The sequence below is a fragment of the Oscillatoria sp. FACHB-1406 genome (assembly GCF_014698145.1).
In the GTDB taxonomy this organism is placed as follows: Bacteria; Cyanobacteriota; Cyanobacteriia; order Cyanobacteriales; family Spirulinaceae; genus FACHB-1406.
The window spans coordinates 1-16,098 of the sequence record NZ_JACJSM010000013.1; the positions used below are offsets into that span (position 1 = coordinate 1).

The 16,098-nt window shown below is 48.7% G+C and carries 17 protein-coding genes; 11 read left to right on the forward strand and 6 right to left on the reverse strand.

Going from position 1 to position 16,098, the window contains the following annotated elements:
• Positions 1–194: 194 nt before the first annotated feature.
• Both H6G50_RS13820 and H6G50_RS13825 read right to left on the reverse strand, forming a co-directional pair.
• Positions 195–1,103 carry a metal ABC transporter permease gene (locus tag H6G50_RS13820; protein WP_190717209.1) on the reverse strand — a complete coding sequence of 303 codons (909 nt, stop codon included), beginning with the start codon at positions 1,101–1,103 and terminating at the stop codon, positions 195–197.
• Positions 1,104–1,274: 171 nt separating this feature from the next.
• The gene (locus tag H6G50_RS13825; RefSeq protein WP_190717211.1) at positions 1,275–2,030 is read right to left on the reverse strand and encodes a metal ABC transporter ATP-binding protein; all 756 of its coding nucleotides are present in this window, start codon (positions 2,028–2,030) and stop codon (positions 1,275–1,277) included.
• Between the two features lie 86 nt (positions 2,031–2,116).
• On the opposite strand from H6G50_RS13825, the gene H6G50_RS13830 reads away from it, so the two are divergent.
• The 4 genes from H6G50_RS13830 (at position 2,117) to H6G50_RS13845 (ending at position 5,835) form a co-directional block, all read left to right on the forward strand.
• Positions 2,117–3,103 carry a zinc ABC transporter substrate-binding protein gene (locus H6G50_RS13830; RefSeq protein ID WP_199302964.1) on the forward strand — a complete coding sequence of 329 codons (987 nt, stop codon included), beginning with the start codon at positions 2,117–2,119 and terminating at the stop codon, positions 3,101–3,103.
• Positions 3,104–3,189: 86 nt separating this feature from the next.
• On the forward strand, positions 3,190–3,390 hold the full coding sequence (locus H6G50_RS13835) for a hypothetical protein (protein WP_190717215.1): 201 nt from the start codon (positions 3,190–3,192) through the stop codon (positions 3,388–3,390).
• Between the two features lie 356 nt (positions 3,391–3,746).
• The gene (locus tag H6G50_RS13840) at positions 3,747–4,658 is read left to right on the forward strand and encodes an FkbM family methyltransferase (RefSeq protein ID WP_190717218.1); all 912 of its coding nucleotides are present in this window, start codon (positions 3,747–3,749) and stop codon (positions 4,656–4,658) included.
• Positions 4,648–5,835 carry a glycosyltransferase gene (locus tag H6G50_RS13845; RefSeq protein ID WP_190717220.1) on the forward strand — a complete coding sequence of 396 codons (1,188 nt, stop codon included), beginning with the start codon at positions 4,648–4,650 and terminating at the stop codon, positions 5,833–5,835. Before H6G50_RS13840 ends, H6G50_RS13845 begins: the two co-directional genes overlap by 11 nt.
• A gap of 272 nt (positions 5,836–6,107) precedes the next feature.
• Here the strand turns inward: H6G50_RS13845 and H6G50_RS13850 are convergent, their stop codons facing one another.
• Positions 6,108–7,178 carry a Gfo/Idh/MocA family oxidoreductase gene (locus H6G50_RS13850; RefSeq protein ID WP_190717222.1) on the reverse strand — a complete coding sequence of 357 codons (1,071 nt, stop codon included), beginning with the start codon at positions 7,176–7,178 and terminating at the stop codon, positions 6,108–6,110.
• A gap of 337 nt (positions 7,179–7,515) precedes the next feature.
• Here H6G50_RS13850 and H6G50_RS13855 point away from each other — a divergent pair, with 337 nt between their 5' ends.
• The 4 genes from H6G50_RS13855 to H6G50_RS13870 all read left to right on the forward strand — a co-directional run bounded on the left by H6G50_RS13855 (position 7,516) and on the right by H6G50_RS13870 (position 11,006).
• Entirely contained in the window at positions 7,516–8,292 is a 777-nt protein-coding gene (locus H6G50_RS13855) for a nucleoside phosphorylase (protein WP_347239936.1), read from the forward strand.
• A 130-nt stretch (positions 8,293–8,422) separates the two neighbouring features.
• On the forward strand, positions 8,423–9,466 hold the full coding sequence (locus H6G50_RS13860) for a dipeptide epimerase (protein ID WP_190717226.1): 1,044 nt from the start codon (positions 8,423–8,425) through the stop codon (positions 9,464–9,466).
• 126 nt (positions 9,467–9,592) lie between these two features.
• Positions 9,593–10,204 (forward strand): 4Fe-4S single cluster domain-containing protein, encoded by a 612-nt coding sequence (locus tag H6G50_RS13865; protein WP_190717228.1) that lies wholly within the window; start codon positions 9,593–9,595, stop codon positions 10,202–10,204.
• A 139-nt stretch (positions 10,205–10,343) separates the two neighbouring features.
• Entirely contained in the window at positions 10,344–11,006 is a 663-nt protein-coding gene (locus tag H6G50_RS13870; RefSeq protein WP_190717231.1) for a hypothetical protein, read from the forward strand.
• Positions 11,007–11,137: 131 nt separating this feature from the next.
• On the opposite strand, the gene H6G50_RS13875 is transcribed toward H6G50_RS13870, so the two are convergent.
• From H6G50_RS13875 to H6G50_RS13885, 3 genes are all read right to left on the reverse strand, one after another.
• Positions 11,138–11,983, reverse strand: a complete 846-nt coding sequence (locus tag H6G50_RS13875; RefSeq protein WP_190717233.1) for a methyltransferase domain-containing protein — start codon at positions 11,981–11,983, stop codon at positions 11,138–11,140.
• Positions 11,984–12,053: 70 nt separating this feature from the next.
• Positions 12,054–12,764, reverse strand: a complete 711-nt coding sequence (locus H6G50_RS13880; protein ID WP_190717235.1) for a cation diffusion facilitator family transporter — start codon at positions 12,762–12,764, stop codon at positions 12,054–12,056.
• Positions 12,765–12,831: 67 nt separating this feature from the next.
• Entirely contained in the window at positions 12,832–13,527 is a 696-nt protein-coding gene (locus tag H6G50_RS13885) for a response regulator transcription factor (RefSeq protein WP_190717237.1), read from the reverse strand.
• Between the two features lie 292 nt (positions 13,528–13,819).
• Between H6G50_RS13885 and H6G50_RS13890 the strand changes: the two genes are divergently transcribed.
• The 3 genes from H6G50_RS13890 (at position 13,820) to H6G50_RS13900 (ending at position 15,986) form a co-directional block, all read left to right on the forward strand.
• Positions 13,820–14,575, forward strand: coding sequence for a Crp/Fnr family transcriptional regulator (locus tag H6G50_RS13890; protein WP_190717240.1), 756 nt, complete (start codon positions 13,820–13,822; stop codon positions 14,573–14,575).
• A 177-nt stretch (positions 14,576–14,752) separates the two neighbouring features.
• Positions 14,753–15,469, forward strand: coding sequence for a Crp/Fnr family transcriptional regulator (locus tag H6G50_RS24565; RefSeq protein WP_347239937.1), 717 nt, complete (start codon positions 14,753–14,755; stop codon positions 15,467–15,469).
• A 247-nt stretch (positions 15,470–15,716) separates the two neighbouring features.
• On the forward strand, positions 15,717–15,986 hold the full coding sequence (locus tag H6G50_RS13900) for a DUF1830 domain-containing protein (protein WP_190717242.1): 270 nt from the start codon (positions 15,717–15,719) through the stop codon (positions 15,984–15,986).
• The last annotated feature ends 112 nt before the right edge of the window (positions 15,987–16,098 follow it).

Here is a 16,098-nt window from a genome sequence, read left to right on the forward strand (position 1 = left end):
TGGCGTTGCTCGGGACTCAGTTTAATGCGATACTTAGCGTTGGGGTTGCTCATCGGCGCGATCGATAAACTCTTACCCACGATTTTAAGCTTGTCAATGTACTACTTCTACTTCACTAAGAATTTATTACGATGCAAGCACAATAAATCTATCAGTTCGTTATCATTGTGGTGAAATTTTGGGCAAAAGGTCAGTTAAGAAGGAAAACGACCTTTGCGTTTTCCCAACAACCCTTTTAACTCTCGCCACAGGGGAGACTCGCGCGGGGTTGCGGGGGTAGAAACGAGCAAACCTTGCGTCGGACTGAAGAGGAAAGCAAGGATAAAAAATCCGGTTGCTACTAACACGATCGCAGGCCCGGAGGGCAAATATTGGACAAAAAAGCTGAGATACATCCCGCTAATACCAGAAATCACCCCGATCGCAACTCCTAACATCATAACTTGATGCAGGCGCTTGACGAGTAAGTAAGCGGTGGCGGCGGGGGTAACGAGAAGCGATAGCACCAGGATCACGCCAACGGCTTTTAAACTCGCAACGATAGTCATCCCGATTAAAATCATCAAGCATAAATCGAGCAGATGAACGGGCAAACCCACGGCTTGCGCGCCGAGTTTATCGAAAGTATAAAAAAAGAGTTCTTTGTAGAGAATTGTGACTGTAAAAATTACAATAATTGCAACAATGGTTGTATCGCGAACCTCTGCCGGTGTTACGCCGAGAATGTTTCCAAATAAGAAGTGATTGAGGTCGATTTTATTGTTTTTTTGAATCGTTGTAATGAGCGCAATTCCGAGGGCAAAGAAGGCAGAAAAAACAATGCCCATTGCTGCATCTTCTTTGAGATTCGATCGCGTCCGGATTAGGTTAATGCAAACCGTGCTAAGAATTCCAGCGATAAATGCGCCGATGAATAAGTTCGCGCCAGTAAAAAACGCGATCGCGAGTCCCGGTAGTACCGAATGACTAATCGCATCCCCCAGCAACGCCAACCGCTGCACCATCAAGTAGCTGCCAACAATCGCACAAAGCGCGCCCACCATAATCGCCACCACCAGCGATCGCACCATGAAATCGTATTGCAAGGGTTCGAGCAAAACCATTTGAATTATGAGTTATGAATGATGAATTATAAGTTATGGGGGGTGAGTTATGAATTATGAGGGGTGAGTTATGAGTTATGGGGGGTGAATGATGAATTATGAATGATGAGTTATGCAGGCTATAACTCACACTTCTTCGTTATCCATTATCCATTGTCAATTATCAATTGCCTAAGCAGCGAGCGGCATATTGTCTTCTGAGAAAAATGCAACTTTCCCACCGTAAGCGCGGTAAAGATAATCTTCGCAGAGTACCCTTTGGCGGCGACCGGCGGCAATTAATTCGCGGTTGAGGAGGATTAAATCGTCGAAATTCGCGATCGATTCGCCGAGATCGTGGTTGACAACGAGAACGATTTTCCCAGCATCGGCGAGTTCTTTAAAGATATGGAAAAGAATATTTTCGGTTTTGCGATCGACTCCCGCAAAGGGTTCGTCAAAGCAAAAAACGTCTGCTTCTTGGGCGAGGGAACGGGCAAGAAAGACGCGCTGCTGCTGTCCGCCGGAAAGCTGCCCGATCGCGCGATCGCTATACGCCCCCATTCCCACTCGATCGAGCGCTTCTGCGGCCTTACGACGACTCACCCCAGAAAAGCGCCGAAACCACCCCGTTTTGCGCACGCGCCCCATCATCACGACATCCCACACCGTCGCCGGATACGTCCAGTCTACTTGCGATCGCTGCGGCACGTAAGCTACGCGATCGAGGCAATCGCTCAACGGCTCGCTTCCGTACAGTACCGACTCTCCTACCGTCGGAATCAGCCCCAACATCGCCTTAAGCAGCGTACTTTTCCCCGCCCCGTTCGGCCCAATAATCCCCGTCAACCGTCCCGGTTGCACGGTTAACGTAATATCTTTGAGGGCTTCGACTTGGCGGTAGCCCGCGCTGAGATGATGAACCGCGATCGCCATACTGTCTTCCATTTCACTCTTCCCTTTGCTTCACTCTTCCCAGCTTAATGTAAAAATGAAAAGATTATGATAACAATTATGACAGAATTATGAAAAAAATGATAGCTGTTACTCGCACCTCCCTATTATCAGTTCGCCGACTACCCGCGTTCTCCCTCATCCGAGGGATATTAATCCTCGCCCTCGCCGGTTGCAGCGCCCGCACCGCGCCCAACATTTCCCCCGACGGCAAACCCAACGTCGTCGCCACCAGCACCATCCTCGCCAACCTCACCCAAGATATTGGCGGCGACGAAATCCACCTCACCAGCATCCTCAAACCCGGAAGCGATCCCCACGTCTACGAACCCATCCCCGCCGACAGTATCGCCTTCGAGAAAGCCAACCTGATTCTTTACAACGGCTACCATCTCGAACCGGGGCTGATTCGCCTGATGGATGCAGCCGGACTCAAAGCCAAAAAAGTTGCCATCGGCGAAGTCGCAACGCCCATCCAAACCCAGCGCGCGCCCGATCCTCACGTTTGGGGTAGCGTCCAAAATTCTATCCTGATGGTGCAGGCGATTCGCGATACACTTAGCGAACTCGCACCCGAAGATCGAGAAATATTTACTCAAAACGCCGCCCAACTCATCGCCGAACTGCAACGCCTCGACAGTTGGATTAAAATCCAAATTGCCACGATTCCCCCCGCCCAACGCAAACTCATCACAACCCACGATGCGTTCGCTTATTACGCTCGGGACTACGGTTTAGAAATCTCTGGAACTCTGATTGGGATTAGCACCGAGGAACAACCCAGCGCCCGCACCGTCAAACGCCTCGCCGACACTATCAAATCCGCAGGCGTACCCGCAATCTTTGCTGAAACTACAATTAACCCGCAACTGATTACTGCTGTGGCGCGAGAAGCAGGAACAAAAATCGCGCCCCAATCCCTCTATGCGGACTCCATCGGCGCGCCCGGAAGTGACGGCGATACCTATATTAAGATGCTAGCGGCGAATACTCGCGCGATCGTCGAAGCGTTAGGCGGAACTTATACACCATTGCCCCAAGCCGAAAAAATTAACGTTCCAAATTAAGATGCGGCCCGCTCTCGGATGCGTTCGAGGTACATTATAGAGATGGTTAAATGCTCTAGATCGCTGTGAGTATGTAAAACTGAGGAATGGTTAAAGTTGGAAGTTGGGTTCGGGTGCTGTACCCTGCATATGCAAAAGGGACGCGGGGATATATCGAAGCGCAGGAAGAGGAATCGGGACGTTGGATTGTTCGCTTAGAAGAAAACCCAACTCGAGACAGTGCAGAACCGTTACTTTTGTCTTTAAAGGAGTCAGAATTTGAAGTTTTGGGTTCTCATTTTGCCTAATCTTTCTTGTGCAATGTTCGACGATTGGGAGGCTGGGATTGCTGCGCGAAATTCAAAATTCAAGACTAACAGTTGGTTCCCTTAATCCCTTTGCGTCATTTGAAAGGGGAGCCGGATAATTGCCAGAGGGGGCTAGCGTTAGCTCGGATAAGGCGATCTGTTGCGATTTTTCAAGCCTTTAAAATCAACTGCATTTCCAGTATTTTCTCTCAAAAAATAAAAGTCATTGTCCGAGTAGTTTCCGCTCTTGGATAGCCTAGATAAGCTCGATTAGAGTCGATTCCCTCTAGTCATACCGTTTGAGTTTTTGATAAACTGGAGTGGGATTGTGCAATCTTATTGTTAAAAGCATCCGGATGCCAGCGCTCGAATATTTTAACCGCCCCGAATATTTACTACGACCGAGACAAATTTATCGCCGCCTTCTTCATCCCCCACAGCAATCAATTGAAGAATTAGTAAAGATCGTTTTACCCTGGAAGGCGAGTTTAAAGATTCATCCTTATCCTCGAGAAGTTGTCGAGCGCTCTTTATTCATCTTCGGGATCTACGATCTCTGTCTTTCAGAAACACTTTGGCGATTGATCGATCCGGGTGAAATTACGATTGATGTTGGGGCAAATATCGGCTATGTCGCCAGTCTGATGGCGGCGCGAGTGGGGGAGAAAGGAAAGGTGATTTGCTTTGAACCCAATCCAGAAGTGTATCGAGAACTAGAAGAAAATGTCAAAAACTGGCAAGAGACGCAGGGTTGGCAGCATCTTCAGTTATCTCCTTTAGCGTTGTCCGATCGCGCCGGTTCGAGTACGCTGAAAATCCCGAAGTACAATCGTTCTGCTGCGGCCTTAGCCGACGCGATCGCGCCCGCCGATGAAGAAACGTTACAAAGCTACACCGTCGATCTGATGCGACTCGACGATTTTTTTGCAGGTACGAAGCCCGAGATCGGCGTTCTGAAAATCGATGTCGAAGGGCATGAGTTTAATGTCTTTCAAGGAGCGGAACAAATTTTAAGTCAACATCGGATTCGCGATATTATCTTTGAAGAGCATCAATCTTATCCGAGTGCGGCGATGCAATTTTTGGAGCAAAAAGGGTACTCGATTTTTCGGCTGTGGAAAGGATTTTGGAAACCCGTTCTCTACCCTTCAAGCTATGACAAAAATCACCCTTGGGAACCGCCGAATTATTTAGCAACTCTCGAACCCGATCGCGCTGTGACTCGACTCAAGCAGCGTGGGTGGAAAATTTTTAAACATGAATTGTGAAGCGAGAAAGTACAAAGTTTTATTAGTGGCGGCAAAGCCTATGCCGTATATGACTCCTGTCTACCGATTGCTAGCACAACAGCCCAATCTAGAAATTTTGGTGGCTTTCTGCAATTTACAGGGCGCACAATTAGGGCTGGATGATGAGTTTGGGGTGCAGGTAGAATGGGATATTCCCTTACTGGCGGGATATCCTTGGGTAGAACTGGCGAATGCTTCCCCCAAACCCGGTTTAAATCGATTTTGGGGGCTGGTGAATTGGGAGTTATGGGATTTAATGAAGCGCGGCAATTTTGACTGCGCGATTACTTATACGGGTTATGTTTATGCGAGTTTCTGGATTTTAGCAGCGGCGACAAAGTTGCGCGGGAAACGATTTATTTTTAGTACGGATATGAGCAGTATTGCACCGCGCGATCGCGCTTCCTGGAAATCGCGCCTCAAGCCCAAAATTCTCCCCTATCTTTACCGTCTCGGCGATCGCATCGTTGCCTCTAATCGTTTGGGCAAACAAGTCCTAGAGAGTATTGGCGTAGAAGAAGATCGCGTCGTTCTTACGCCCTCCTGCGTCGATAACGATTGGTGGCGTTCCGCAGCAGAAAACATCGATCCCCTCGCCGCGCGCCAACAGTGGGAAATTCCCCCCGATGCTTCCGTTGTTCTCTTTTGCGCCAAATTTCAGCCTTGGAAGCGCCCCCTCGATCTTCTGCGCGCTTTTGCTCGCGCTAGCGTCCCGAATAGCTATCTTTTGTTCGCGGGGGACGGGCCGCAGCGCCGAGAGTTAGAAAATGAAGCAGAAGCCCTTGGAATGCGCGATCGCGTCAAATTCCTCGGATTTCTCAATCAAAGCCAGTTACCGGCGGCGTATCGTGCCGCAGATTTGTTTGTTTTGCCCTCGGAATACGAACCTTTTGGGATGGTTGTGGCTGAGGCGATGTTGTGCGGTTGTCCGGCGGTAGTGAGCGATCGCGTTGGAGCTAGAGCCGATTTAATTATCCCCGATCGCACTGGCTTTATTTATCCCTGCGACGATATCGAGGCATTAGCAAACCTTCTTGCTAAATACTTACCGCAGCGCGAAAAATTGCGCGAAATTGGCATCGCCGCCCGCGATCGCATGGAAACTTGGTCGCCGAGAGAAAATGTAGCTGCCTTAGTTAGCGCGATCGTTTCTTAAAATTACGAATTAACTAAGAATGGCACTGAAAGAAACATTATTCCTTCAATGCCACTCATGAATTTTCCATTGTCCAGCCGGAAAGCGGCAACTCGTAATTGAGAATTCTAAATTCGTAATGACTTGTCCGAATCGCGAACTACGAACTCCCAATTGGTAATTACGAATTACGAATTACGAATTACGAATTACGAATTACGAATTACGAATTACAAATTACGAATTACGAATTACGAATTACGAATTACGAACTACGAATTACGAATTACGAACTACTTCGAGGACAAAGTTAGTACCGGCGTTTCAATCGGCGAATAAGTATTGGACTGCCAAACTTTGCCATCTAGCGCTATCTGTTCGACCAAACTTGCCAATTTCAGTGCTTTAAGGGCTTGTTCGCCGCCGACGGATGGCTGATTGCCGCCGCGCACGCAACTGACAAAGTGGTCTAGCTCGGCATGGAGTGGCTCGATGTTGCTGGTATAAACTTTCTCGATAATGCCATCCTGGCGATACATGAGTTTGCCAAGATTGCCCGCACCGTTATCTTCGATTTGTCGGTGGATGAGAATTTCGTTATTGAGAAAATCGGCTTCTGTGAGCGAGTTTTTGCAGTGGGCGGAGATGCGCCGAATTTTGCGATGGGTGACTTTACTTGCAGTTAGGGTGGCAACCATACCATTCGCGAATCCCAAGGTTGCTGTCACGTAGTCGAGGTATCCCGCCCCCGAACCGCTGCTACCACTGGCGGTTAATTTCACGACAGGAGAAGCAGCTAGCTCCATTAAAAGATCGATGTCGTGAATCATTAAGTCCAGCACCACAGAAACATCGTTCGCTCTCTGTGAGTAAGGACTCATGCGATGGGCTTCTAGGGCGAGTAATTCCTCGGTTTTGAGAACTTTGGTGAGTTCTTGGAAGGCGGGGTTAAAACGCTCGATATGCCCGACTTGGAGGATACAGTTGGACTCGGCAGCAGCATTGACAAGGGCTTCGGCTTCAGCAATACTAGCCGCGATCGGTTTTTCGATGAGGGTATGAACGCCAGCTTTGAGGCAGTTCATGCCGACTTGATAGTGCAGGCGCGTCGGTACGATAATACAAACGGCATCGATATGCGGTAAGAGATCGAGATAGTTCTCATAAAAACGTACTCGATACTTACTTGCGATCGCTAAACCTCGTTCGACATTGATATCCGAAATTCCAACTAGCTCGACATCTTTGAGAAGACTCAGTACGCGCGCGTGGTGTTGTCCCATATTGCCCACCCCAATTGCGCCGATGCGAATCGGCTTGGGTTGACTGCGCTGTCCTGTCGCTTCGTCGCGGCTTGAAGGCATTCTATTTTGCACTCCCTACTCCTCTACCACTTCTGAATTCAATGAATGAATCATTCCGAGTCCTCTCGAACTGTTCAGCAGAATAGTACCACAGTCGCTCCCAATGTAAAGAAATTTGAAGTTCAGTCTGCTGTTATCGAGCCGAGCGAGTTCGTTGAAAATCTCAAGAATGTTTATTTTTGTTTACATTTTCAAGGGGAGGACGAATTTTGCGTAACTTTGTGTGTCAGTTTCTCTGCTGTCCATTTGACAAAATTCACAAAATTTGCACAAGCGGGGTGAATGGTGAATTATGAATGGTGAATGGTGAATGGTGAGTGGTGAACTACGAATGAAAGTGAAACAGTATCACATTGGCTTCAGCCGCGAGGACTTGGGCGACGTTCCTCCGAGGCTGGCTTTTTTATCGGGCGATCGCAACCGCACCCGCTCCATCGCCGAATCCTATCTCCAAGGGGCGCGTCCGCTTGCTGTCAATCGAGGACTGGACAGCTATTTAGGATTTTTGAGCGATGGTTCGCCCGTTCTCTGTGCTACCAGCGGCATGGGCGCGCCTTCGTTAAGTATTGTTGCAAACGAGTTAGTCCAAGTCGGTATTAATCAGATCGTTCGTATCGGGACTTGCGGTTCGATTCAACCTTACATCCGCACCGGCAGTATCGTGATTTCCCAAGCGTCCCTCTGTCGCCAGGGAGCCGCTAACGATATCGCCCCGATTGAATATCCTGCTGCTGCCGATCCGTTTTTAACCGTCGCTCTGGTTCGCGCGGCGGAATCTCTGGGAATTGATTATCATCTCGGTATTACTGCTTCCGTGGATACATTCTACGAAGGGCAGGAACGCAGCGAGTCTTCCGCTAACCCTCATCTATTGCGGCGGCTCCGGGGAATTACGGAAGAGTATCGGAATTTACGGATATTGAACTACGAGATGGAGTCGGGGACACTGTTTAAAATGGCGGGAGTTTATGGCTTTGCGGCGGCTTGCGTTTGCGCGGTGGTTGCCGATCGCGTTGAGGCGGAAACTGTGGTGGTTGAGGAAAAAGAAAAAGCGGTGGAACGGGCAATTCGCACGGCGATTGAGGCAGTAGAAGAATTAGGAATTAGAAATTAAAAATTAAAAATTGAAAATTGAAAATTGAAAATTGAAAATTGGAAATTGAAAATTAAAAAATACGCTTGATGTAGCAGTTTTCACAGGGATAGCGTTATATCAGTTATCAATTATTCATTATCAATTGCCAATGGAACTGTTATTTGAACCTTTTACCGTTCGCAAGCGCTTTCCGTTAACGATTAGTCGCGGTACGACGGCTGAAAATACAAATTTGTGGCTGAGAGCTCGAGAAGACGGGATTGAAGGTTGGGGGGAAGCTTCGCCGTTTTCGGTGCGTCAGGGCGTATTGCCTTCGACAGCGGCGCTAGTGGAGGAGGTTAACGCGATCGCGCCCTTACTCGCATCTTATCATCCCCTCCAACATCAGGACATTGAAGAACAATTGCACCGAGAACGGGTATCATCGGCGACGCGCGCTGCTATCGATACGGCGTTGCACGATTGGTTGGGAAAACGTGCCAATCTTCCTTTGTGGAAACTGTGGGGACTCAACCGCGATCGCATCGTCCCGATTTCCGTTACCATCGGTATTAGCTCCCCAGAGGCGGCGCGACAGCGGGTGCGCCAGTGGCAAGATTTTATGGGGGCAAAGATTCTTAAAATAAAGTTGGGCAGTCCTGAAGGATTGGAACGCGATCGCGCTATGTTTCTGGCAGTGCGAGATGAAGCGCCCGATGCCGAACTTACCGTCGATGCGAACGGCGGTTGGACGCTGGCTGAGGCGTTGCAAATGAGCGAATGGCTGGCGGAATGGGGCGTGAAGTATCTCGAACAACCCTTACCCGTGGGCGCAGAAGCGCAGTTGTCGGAGTTGCTGGCGACATCGCCTTTACCTATTTTCGTCGATGAAAGCTGCTTTCATTGCCAAGATATTCCCCATTTAGCCCACTGTACCAGCGGCGTTAACCTCAAACTGATGAAAACAGGCGGTTTGAGCGAAACGCTACGCGCGATTCATACGGCTAAAGCGTGCGGTTTGCAACTGATGTATGGGTGCTACTCCGATAGCAGTTTGGCGAATACGGCAATGTCCCACCTCTCGCCCCTCGCCGACTTTTTAGATTTAGACAGCCATCTCAACCTACTCGACGATCCTTTTATCGGCGCGCAATTGCAGGACGGGCGCTTGGTTCCGAACGATCTGCCCGGATTGGGGGTAGAACGGCGTTAGGATGGGATGCGATCGAGCGATAAAACTCCAACGAGGGAGTATTGCATTAATTTTAAGAGAAGCGCGATCGCTCTCTGCTCGTACTAGAGTAGAGAAAAGACCGATCGCTTTGCGGAGTGAAGAACAATGAATCAAACTCTCCCCCCCGAAACGGTAATTGCCCCCGACTATCTCAATATTATGGGCTATGTTGATGAGTCGGAAGTGAACGGCCCGGGCAGTCGCGCCGTCGTTTGGGTACAAGGTTGCGCCCGCGAATGTCCCGGATGTTTTAACCCTGCTTCTTGGTCGTTTGAAACCAATCAGTTAATCCCAATTTCCCAACTCGCCGAAAAAATCTTAAGCAACCCCAATAACGAAGGCGTAACCTTTTCCGGCGGCGAACCCTTCTGGCAAGCAATCGCTCTAGCAGAACTGGCTAAAATTTTAAAAGCTAAAGGATTGAACGTCATGTCGTTCACCGGCTTTACCTTACCGCAGTTGCAAGCCGCAGATGCACCTCCCGGCGCGGCAGAATTGCTCGAACAACTGGATATTTTAATCGATGGCCCTTATGTCGAATCTTTAGCGATCCATTCGCCCGATTCTCCCGTTTCTTCTCGCAACCAAAAAGTTCGCATTTTGAATCCTGCCTTCGCCGATCGCATTACTTGGGCAAGCGACCAAATGGAAATTCATATTCTCAAGGATGGCAGTCGAATTATTACGGGTTTTCGCGGTCAGATGGATTTGATTTAATGTTACCCGTTCGGAAGCGCTCAAAAGACTTGGTTTTCCCTCTCTTATGTCTCTCCTAGGATTGGGCGACGGTATATTCTAACGGTAAAATGGGAGCGATCGCTGCTCGTTCACCTTCAGGGTGTAATTTTAGAAGCCGATGGATTCTCTTGTTATCAATTCCTGCAAAAAACTCAGTTTTTTTTGGAGTCCGAACCAACAGCGTTTTGCTTGCAACGACGTAGCGATTGAAGGCTTCGGGGAGATTTGTACCGATCCTTCTCACGATCTCGTGCATCTGATTATTGCGGCTAACGATAATATGTTTTGGTTGCCGCGCGGCGAAAGAGATGCGGTTTGTTGGGCGGAATACAATGCCGTCTTTTTAGAAAATTTATTCGATAAAACTTGCAACGCGATCGCGTTTGGAACCTCGTCGAATCCCGACGCATTCGGAGAAACGGTTAAGTATATGGATTGGTTTGTTAACCAACACTACGCCCCTTTTCCCGTCTCTGCTACCCTAGCAGTACGGCACTTTTGCGAGCAAATCGATCCGTTTCTCGTTGCTTGTCTTTTTCCTTATTATCTCTACCTCAAAACCTACGAACGCACCCACAGCAATTATCGTTCCGGTCAATACGAACTCGATTTTACCGCACGCGATCGCCCTCCCGCCGATGAATTGGGATGGTTGGCGCAATGGTCGATTTACCGACAACTTAAAGCGGCTAAAACAGCGTTGGGCATTCCCTCAGCAGACCCCGATATCGGTTGGAAAATCGAGCAAGCCCTGACGAAAATCGATAATTTAGATCGATAATTTAGGGGGTGTTTCTTCGCTCGCTGCGGTTTCTTCTTCGGAAGGGACAGAGATTGAAAGTATCGAGGAATGCGCGATTTAAATCGCATTTTGTACCACAGAACATTAAGAGTTCTATCGAGTTTATTTAATTAACGCACGCCGCATAACAGCCCAAAACGAATCAATCCCCGCGCGTAACCCCGTTTCATCAGATCGAGCGAGAGTGTGGCTTCTAGGGTTTCTTTGCCTGCTTGCAAAACACCGAGAATGGCAGCAGGCGCGATCGCGGATTCAATCACCTTATCCCAAAAAGGAGCCACCGCGATCGACCAATCATCGGCGCGTAACTCCCGAAAACCGCACTCTACCGCGATTTGTTCGTACTCGGGCAAAGAAATAACGTAAGGCAGGCAGTACACGCGATAAATCTCTGCTAAATGCCGTTGTTCGTCGGCGGTTAACTCCCCCGCGAGGGAAGTTGTCGGACGGTGGCACCACGTCGCAAAAATCAGCTTTCCGCCCGGTTTCAGCACCCGATAGCACTCCTGCAAAAACTGCCGTTTGTCGGGCATATGTTCGCCACTTTCTAGCGACCATACCAGGTCGAAACTTTCGTCAGGAAAAGGGGTTTGCTGCGCGTCTGCGACCTCAAATCGGACATTTTGAATTAAATTTGCCTCGCGCGCTCTTTCCGAGGCTCTAGCGGCTTGGATGGGACTGAGGGTAATTCCGATCGCGTCAGCCTTGAATTTTTGCGCGAGATACAGGGTACTGCCGCCAATCCCGCACCCCGCATCGAGAATTTGAGTGGGGTTTTTAACGTTCGCCCAATCGAGGAGTTCTTCAATCAGATCGATTTGAGCTTGTCGGCGTTCGAGTTTGTAGTTGCCTGCCCTACCGTAATAGCCGTGGTGCATATGCTCGCCCCAAACTTGTTCCCACAATCCGCTTGAAGCATCGTAAAATTTTTGGATTTTTTGTTGAAGATCGGACATTTTAAATAATGAATAATGAATGATGAATGATGAATGGGGAAATTACGAATTACGAATTACGAATTACGAATTACGAATTACGAATAAGGCTTTCTAAGGAGGGAAATAGAAGCTTTTCGGCAACTTCGCGGCTTTCTTCTACTGCACTGCAACTCGGAGCGATGGGGGCGGGCGGAACGCCAGAAAGCAATAACCGCAAACTTTGGAACGTTAAAGGCACTGAAAGCAGTACGATCGCGCCGGAGACGAGCAAACCGATCGCGCCATCCGCCCAATCCCAATGCAACCAAGCGACCGCGATCGCAGCCAGAATCGTTCCCACCGAACCGACTAAATCCGCTACGACGTGCAAAAATGCTCCTCTCAAGTTGAGATCGCCGCAACTACAGCGATACAGCCCCAAAACGTTACAGCCATTAATCCCCAATCCCAAAAACGCAATGACGAGCATCGGCAGTCCTTCGAGTTCCGGGTGAGGAGTATCGAGGCGCGCGATCGCTTCCCAACCCAGCCACCCCGCCAAGCCTAACAGCAGCAACGCATTAATCGAAGCCGCCAACAGTTCGGTTCGGGATGGAGTATTAGCGCGGCGGCGAGCGAGGCGCGTCGCCACCAAAGTAATGCTTAACGCCCCGACATCCGAGAGAACGTGACTGGCATCGGCAGCCACAGAGACGCTATGACTGAACCACGCCGCGATCGCTTCGGCAATAAAAAACAGTCCGAGCAGCAACAGGGCAATTTGTAACTGTCGTACTGGACGCAAACGAGGCTCGAACATCTTACAACGGAGAGGACTTAAACGCATCTTAGCTCGATCCGCCCCCATCTTGGCAACTGCCTGCCCCTCAATGCGTCAGTCCGCGCTCGAGGGCAAAACGAACCAATTCGGTGCGGCTGTAAGTCCCTGTTTTGCCAAACAAGCGGCTGACGTACTTTTCGACATTACGAACGCTCGTGTTTAACTGTCGGGCGATTTCTTTGTTCATCAAGCCCTTAGCGACTAGATCCAAAACGCTTTGCTCGCGAGGCGTTAGCTCGATCTCGCTTTTGGCAACCGTCTGAGGCAGTCCCGATGCGCCGCCCAGCGTTACTAAAATTTCCTTAATCCCGCGTTCGATCTGTTCGAGCTTGATGTTATCGCTATCGGTAGCAGCAGCCGCGTTGCGACGAGCGAGCAAATTCCGAACAATCGCAACCAATTCTTCGGGTTCAAACGGTTTGGGTAAATAAGCATCGCAACCCGCTTCGTAGCCGACAATGCGATCGGCTGTCATCCCTCGAGCGGTTAGAAAAATTACGGGGAGGGCTTGAAAACGCGGATCGGCTCTCAAGCGATCGAGAAACTGATAGCCGCTAACTTGAGGCATCATAATATCTGAAATCACTAAATCTGGCGGTGATTTCTCCATCAGCGCCCAAGCTTCATCAGCACTGGCTGCGACTTGTACGGAAAATTCGTCATCATCTTCGAGATAGGCTTGAACGGCTATCCGCAAGCCGGGTTCGTCATCAACTAAAAGGAGTTTTGGAGGCTCTGACATTGCTATTTTGACTTGTCAATATACAACTCGTTATTGAAGGTTTTCAGTACAAACTCGGAAAGAGCGTCTTCCTTCATCAGTAATTTTATCTGCTAGATTTCTCTGATAACTTCGCTTCAGAATTTTCAAAAGAGTGAGGGAAGTAACAGTATGTTTTTTTTCTATATTCGATAATAATTTAACCAATACATTGAATCATTTAAAGGTTGTAACTTTCGATTGAAAATCGGGAATTGTAGCAATATAAGCTTAGTATATCGTTTTATTCAACCTTTAGGATTGCAAATATCCTATGCCCGAGACCGAAGCTCATCCTATGCTCGCAAATCTTTTACTTTCTGCATTGCCCGAAGCCGATCGCCAACGTCTTACACCTCATCTCGAACAAACCTCACTGGTTCCAGGTCAAGTGTTGTTTGAAGCGGGACATCCCATATCAGAGGTTTATTTTCCGGCGGGAGCAGCCATTGCTCTACTCTCGCCAATGGAAAATGGGACGACTTCTGCGATCGCGACTGTCGGTCGAGAAGGTTTCGTCGGTCTCCCCGTGTTTCTCGGCGGTCAATCCACTGTCCATCGAGCCGTAGTTCAGACGGCAGGTTTAGCTTTTAAGGTCGATGCAACCGTTTTCAAGAACGAGTACGCTCGCAGCGAAAAATTCTCCCGACTCCTTCTGCTGTATACCCAAGCGCTTTTAACTCAAATTGCGCAAACAGCTTCCTGTCGCTCTCATCACGAAATCGACAAGCGACTCGCACGTTGGTTGCTGCTTCTCAGCGATTGTACCGGGCAACCGGAGTTGCAATTGACCCAGAAAAGAATCTCAGAAATGATGGGGGTACGTCGCGCTAGTATCACCGAAGCCGCGATCGCACTCCAAGATTCTGGTATTATTCGCTACACTCGCGGTCGGATTTTAATTCTCGACCGTTCGGCTTTAGAAGCCAAAGTTTGCGAATGTTATCGGCTTACTAAATCTGAATTCGAGCGCTTATTACTGAAATCTACAACCCCTAACGATAACGAATACACTGCTATAATTACATAAACTATTTCTTTCATTAAAGTATGATTGGCTACATTCTTTTCAGTTTGAATGTAGGCCCGTCTTTTGCCTCGGACTGATGCACCCTACTCTTGTCAGATGTATGGCTTTTTCTGTACGATTGCGTACTGAACGGCAATATTTTTGTCTGTCTCCAACCCTAAAAAATTGGTACCTACCGTGTCCGAAGGCGAGCGAATTCCAGTCAATCAGTTACTTGCAACTCTAACGGCCGCCGAGTACGAACGCCTCGCGCCCTATTTAGAACGAGTAACACTTTCTGCCCAGCAACTTCTTCATGCACCGGGCGAACCTATTTCCGCTGTTTATTTCCCGACAGCAGGATTAATTTCCCTCGTTACGATTTTGGAGAATGGAGCGACCAGCGAAACGGGATTAATCGGCCACGAAGGAGTTGTGGGCTTTCCCGCTTTTTTAGGCGGCAACTTGACAACCAATCATGCGATCGTGCAAATTGCAGGCAGCGCGCTGAGATTAGAAGCAGAATTCCTCAAACGGGAGTTCGAGCGCAGCCAACAATTACGACAGCGACTGCTCCTCTATACCCAAGCCTTTTTAACTCAGGTTTCCCAAACTGCCATTTGTAACGGTCAGCACGGCACGGAACAGCGAGTCGCGCGTTGGTTGCTCTGGGCGCGGGATTGCGCATTACAAGATGAATTGGTTTTATCCCTGGACTTTATTGCCAATTTACTGGGAATCCAAACTCAAAGCGCGATTATTGCCCTTCAATCCCTCCAACAGTGCGGTATCCTGCGCTATCAAGCCGATCGCATTGAAATTTTAGCAGTCTTAGGACTGGAAACGAAAGCTTGTGAATGCTATCGCCGAGTTCGGGATGAATATTATCGTTTGCTGGCTTTTCCTCAGCGATAAAAAACGCAGCATTTTCGGTCAGTTTGTTTGTCCCGGTTGAATGAAGCTAGAATAAAAGTTGAATAACTAATATTCTTAACTGCATTGCAGTAGCAATGCTCCGGCAGAGATGAAGTGTCCAACGATACACTGTTTCTCCGGCGCTCTGGTGCTGGTGCATTTACCAACGTGCGAACGCTTGGTCTCCCTAGGGAGAAAAGCATCGCACTTTTTAACTGAGTTCACTTTTAGCATACATCTAAAAAAAATGATTCAAACATACCTATCCCGTGAAGATGCCGTTACCTCGAGTCGAGATTCTTTGCTCTGCTTCTATAGCAATCAGTCGCACTCCGTCCAAGTGTTGCGAATTGCGAATATAAGCCATAACTACTGGGAACGAGTCGTATTTCCGGGTCAGCGCCTACTGTTTGAAGCAACCCGAGATGCGAAGTTAGAAGTTTACAGCAGTGAAAATTTTAATAATCTCTTAGCCGATGTTATTCCCTGCTATAAGCTCGAAGTGAAGGAAGAATAATCGATTGGGAGGGTTAATGACGGGAGAGCAGAAATCCCGCTTACCGTCCCATTGGTAAATTCCGCGAAGCCGTCCATTAAGAATGTGCTTCGCGGAGGGTTGCAAATTTTGT

Excerpts from the sequence above, each read along its gene's own strand:
- H6G50_RS13820 (WP_190717209.1), bottom strand. The coding sequence starts at position 1,103 with ATGGTTTTGCTCGAACCCTTGCAATACGATTTCATGGTGCGATCGCTG.
- H6G50_RS13825 (WP_190717211.1), bottom strand. The coding sequence starts at position 2,030 with ATGGAAGACAGTATGGCGATCGCGGTTCATCATCTCAGCGCGGGCTAC.
- H6G50_RS13830 (WP_199302964.1), top strand. The coding sequence starts at position 2,117 with ATGATAGCTGTTACTCGCACCTCCCTATTATCAGTTCGCCGACTACCC.
- H6G50_RS13835 (WP_190717215.1), top strand. The coding sequence starts at position 3,190 with ATGGTTAAAGTTGGAAGTTGGGTTCGGGTGCTGTACCCTGCATATGCA.
- H6G50_RS13840 (WP_190717218.1), top strand. The coding sequence starts at position 3,747 with ATGCCAGCGCTCGAATATTTTAACCGCCCCGAATATTTACTACGACCG.
- H6G50_RS13845 (WP_190717220.1), top strand. The coding sequence starts at position 4,648 with ATGAATTGTGAAGCGAGAAAGTACAAAGTTTTATTAGTGGCGGCAAAG.
- H6G50_RS13850 (WP_190717222.1), bottom strand. The coding sequence starts at position 7,178 with ATGCCTTCAAGCCGCGACGAAGCGACAGGACAGCGCAGTCAACCCAAG.
- H6G50_RS13860 (WP_190717226.1), top strand. The coding sequence starts at position 8,423 with ATGGAACTGTTATTTGAACCTTTTACCGTTCGCAAGCGCTTTCCGTTA.
- H6G50_RS13865 (WP_190717228.1), top strand. The coding sequence starts at position 9,593 with ATGAATCAAACTCTCCCCCCCGAAACGGTAATTGCCCCCGACTATCTC.
- H6G50_RS13870 (WP_190717231.1), top strand. The coding sequence starts at position 10,344 with ATGGATTCTCTTGTTATCAATTCCTGCAAAAAACTCAGTTTTTTTTGG.
- H6G50_RS13875 (WP_190717233.1), bottom strand. The coding sequence starts at position 11,983 with ATGTCCGATCTTCAACAAAAAATCCAAAAATTTTACGATGCTTCAAGC.
- H6G50_RS13880 (WP_190717235.1), bottom strand. The coding sequence starts at position 12,764 with ATGTTCGAGCCTCGTTTGCGTCCAGTACGACAGTTACAAATTGCCCTG.
- H6G50_RS13885 (WP_190717237.1), bottom strand. The coding sequence starts at position 13,527 with ATGTCAGAGCCTCCAAAACTCCTTTTAGTTGATGACGAACCCGGCTTG.
- H6G50_RS13890 (WP_190717240.1), top strand. The coding sequence starts at position 13,820 with ATGCCCGAGACCGAAGCTCATCCTATGCTCGCAAATCTTTTACTTTCT.
- H6G50_RS13900 (WP_190717242.1), top strand. The coding sequence starts at position 15,717 with ATGATTCAAACATACCTATCCCGTGAAGATGCCGTTACCTCGAGTCGA.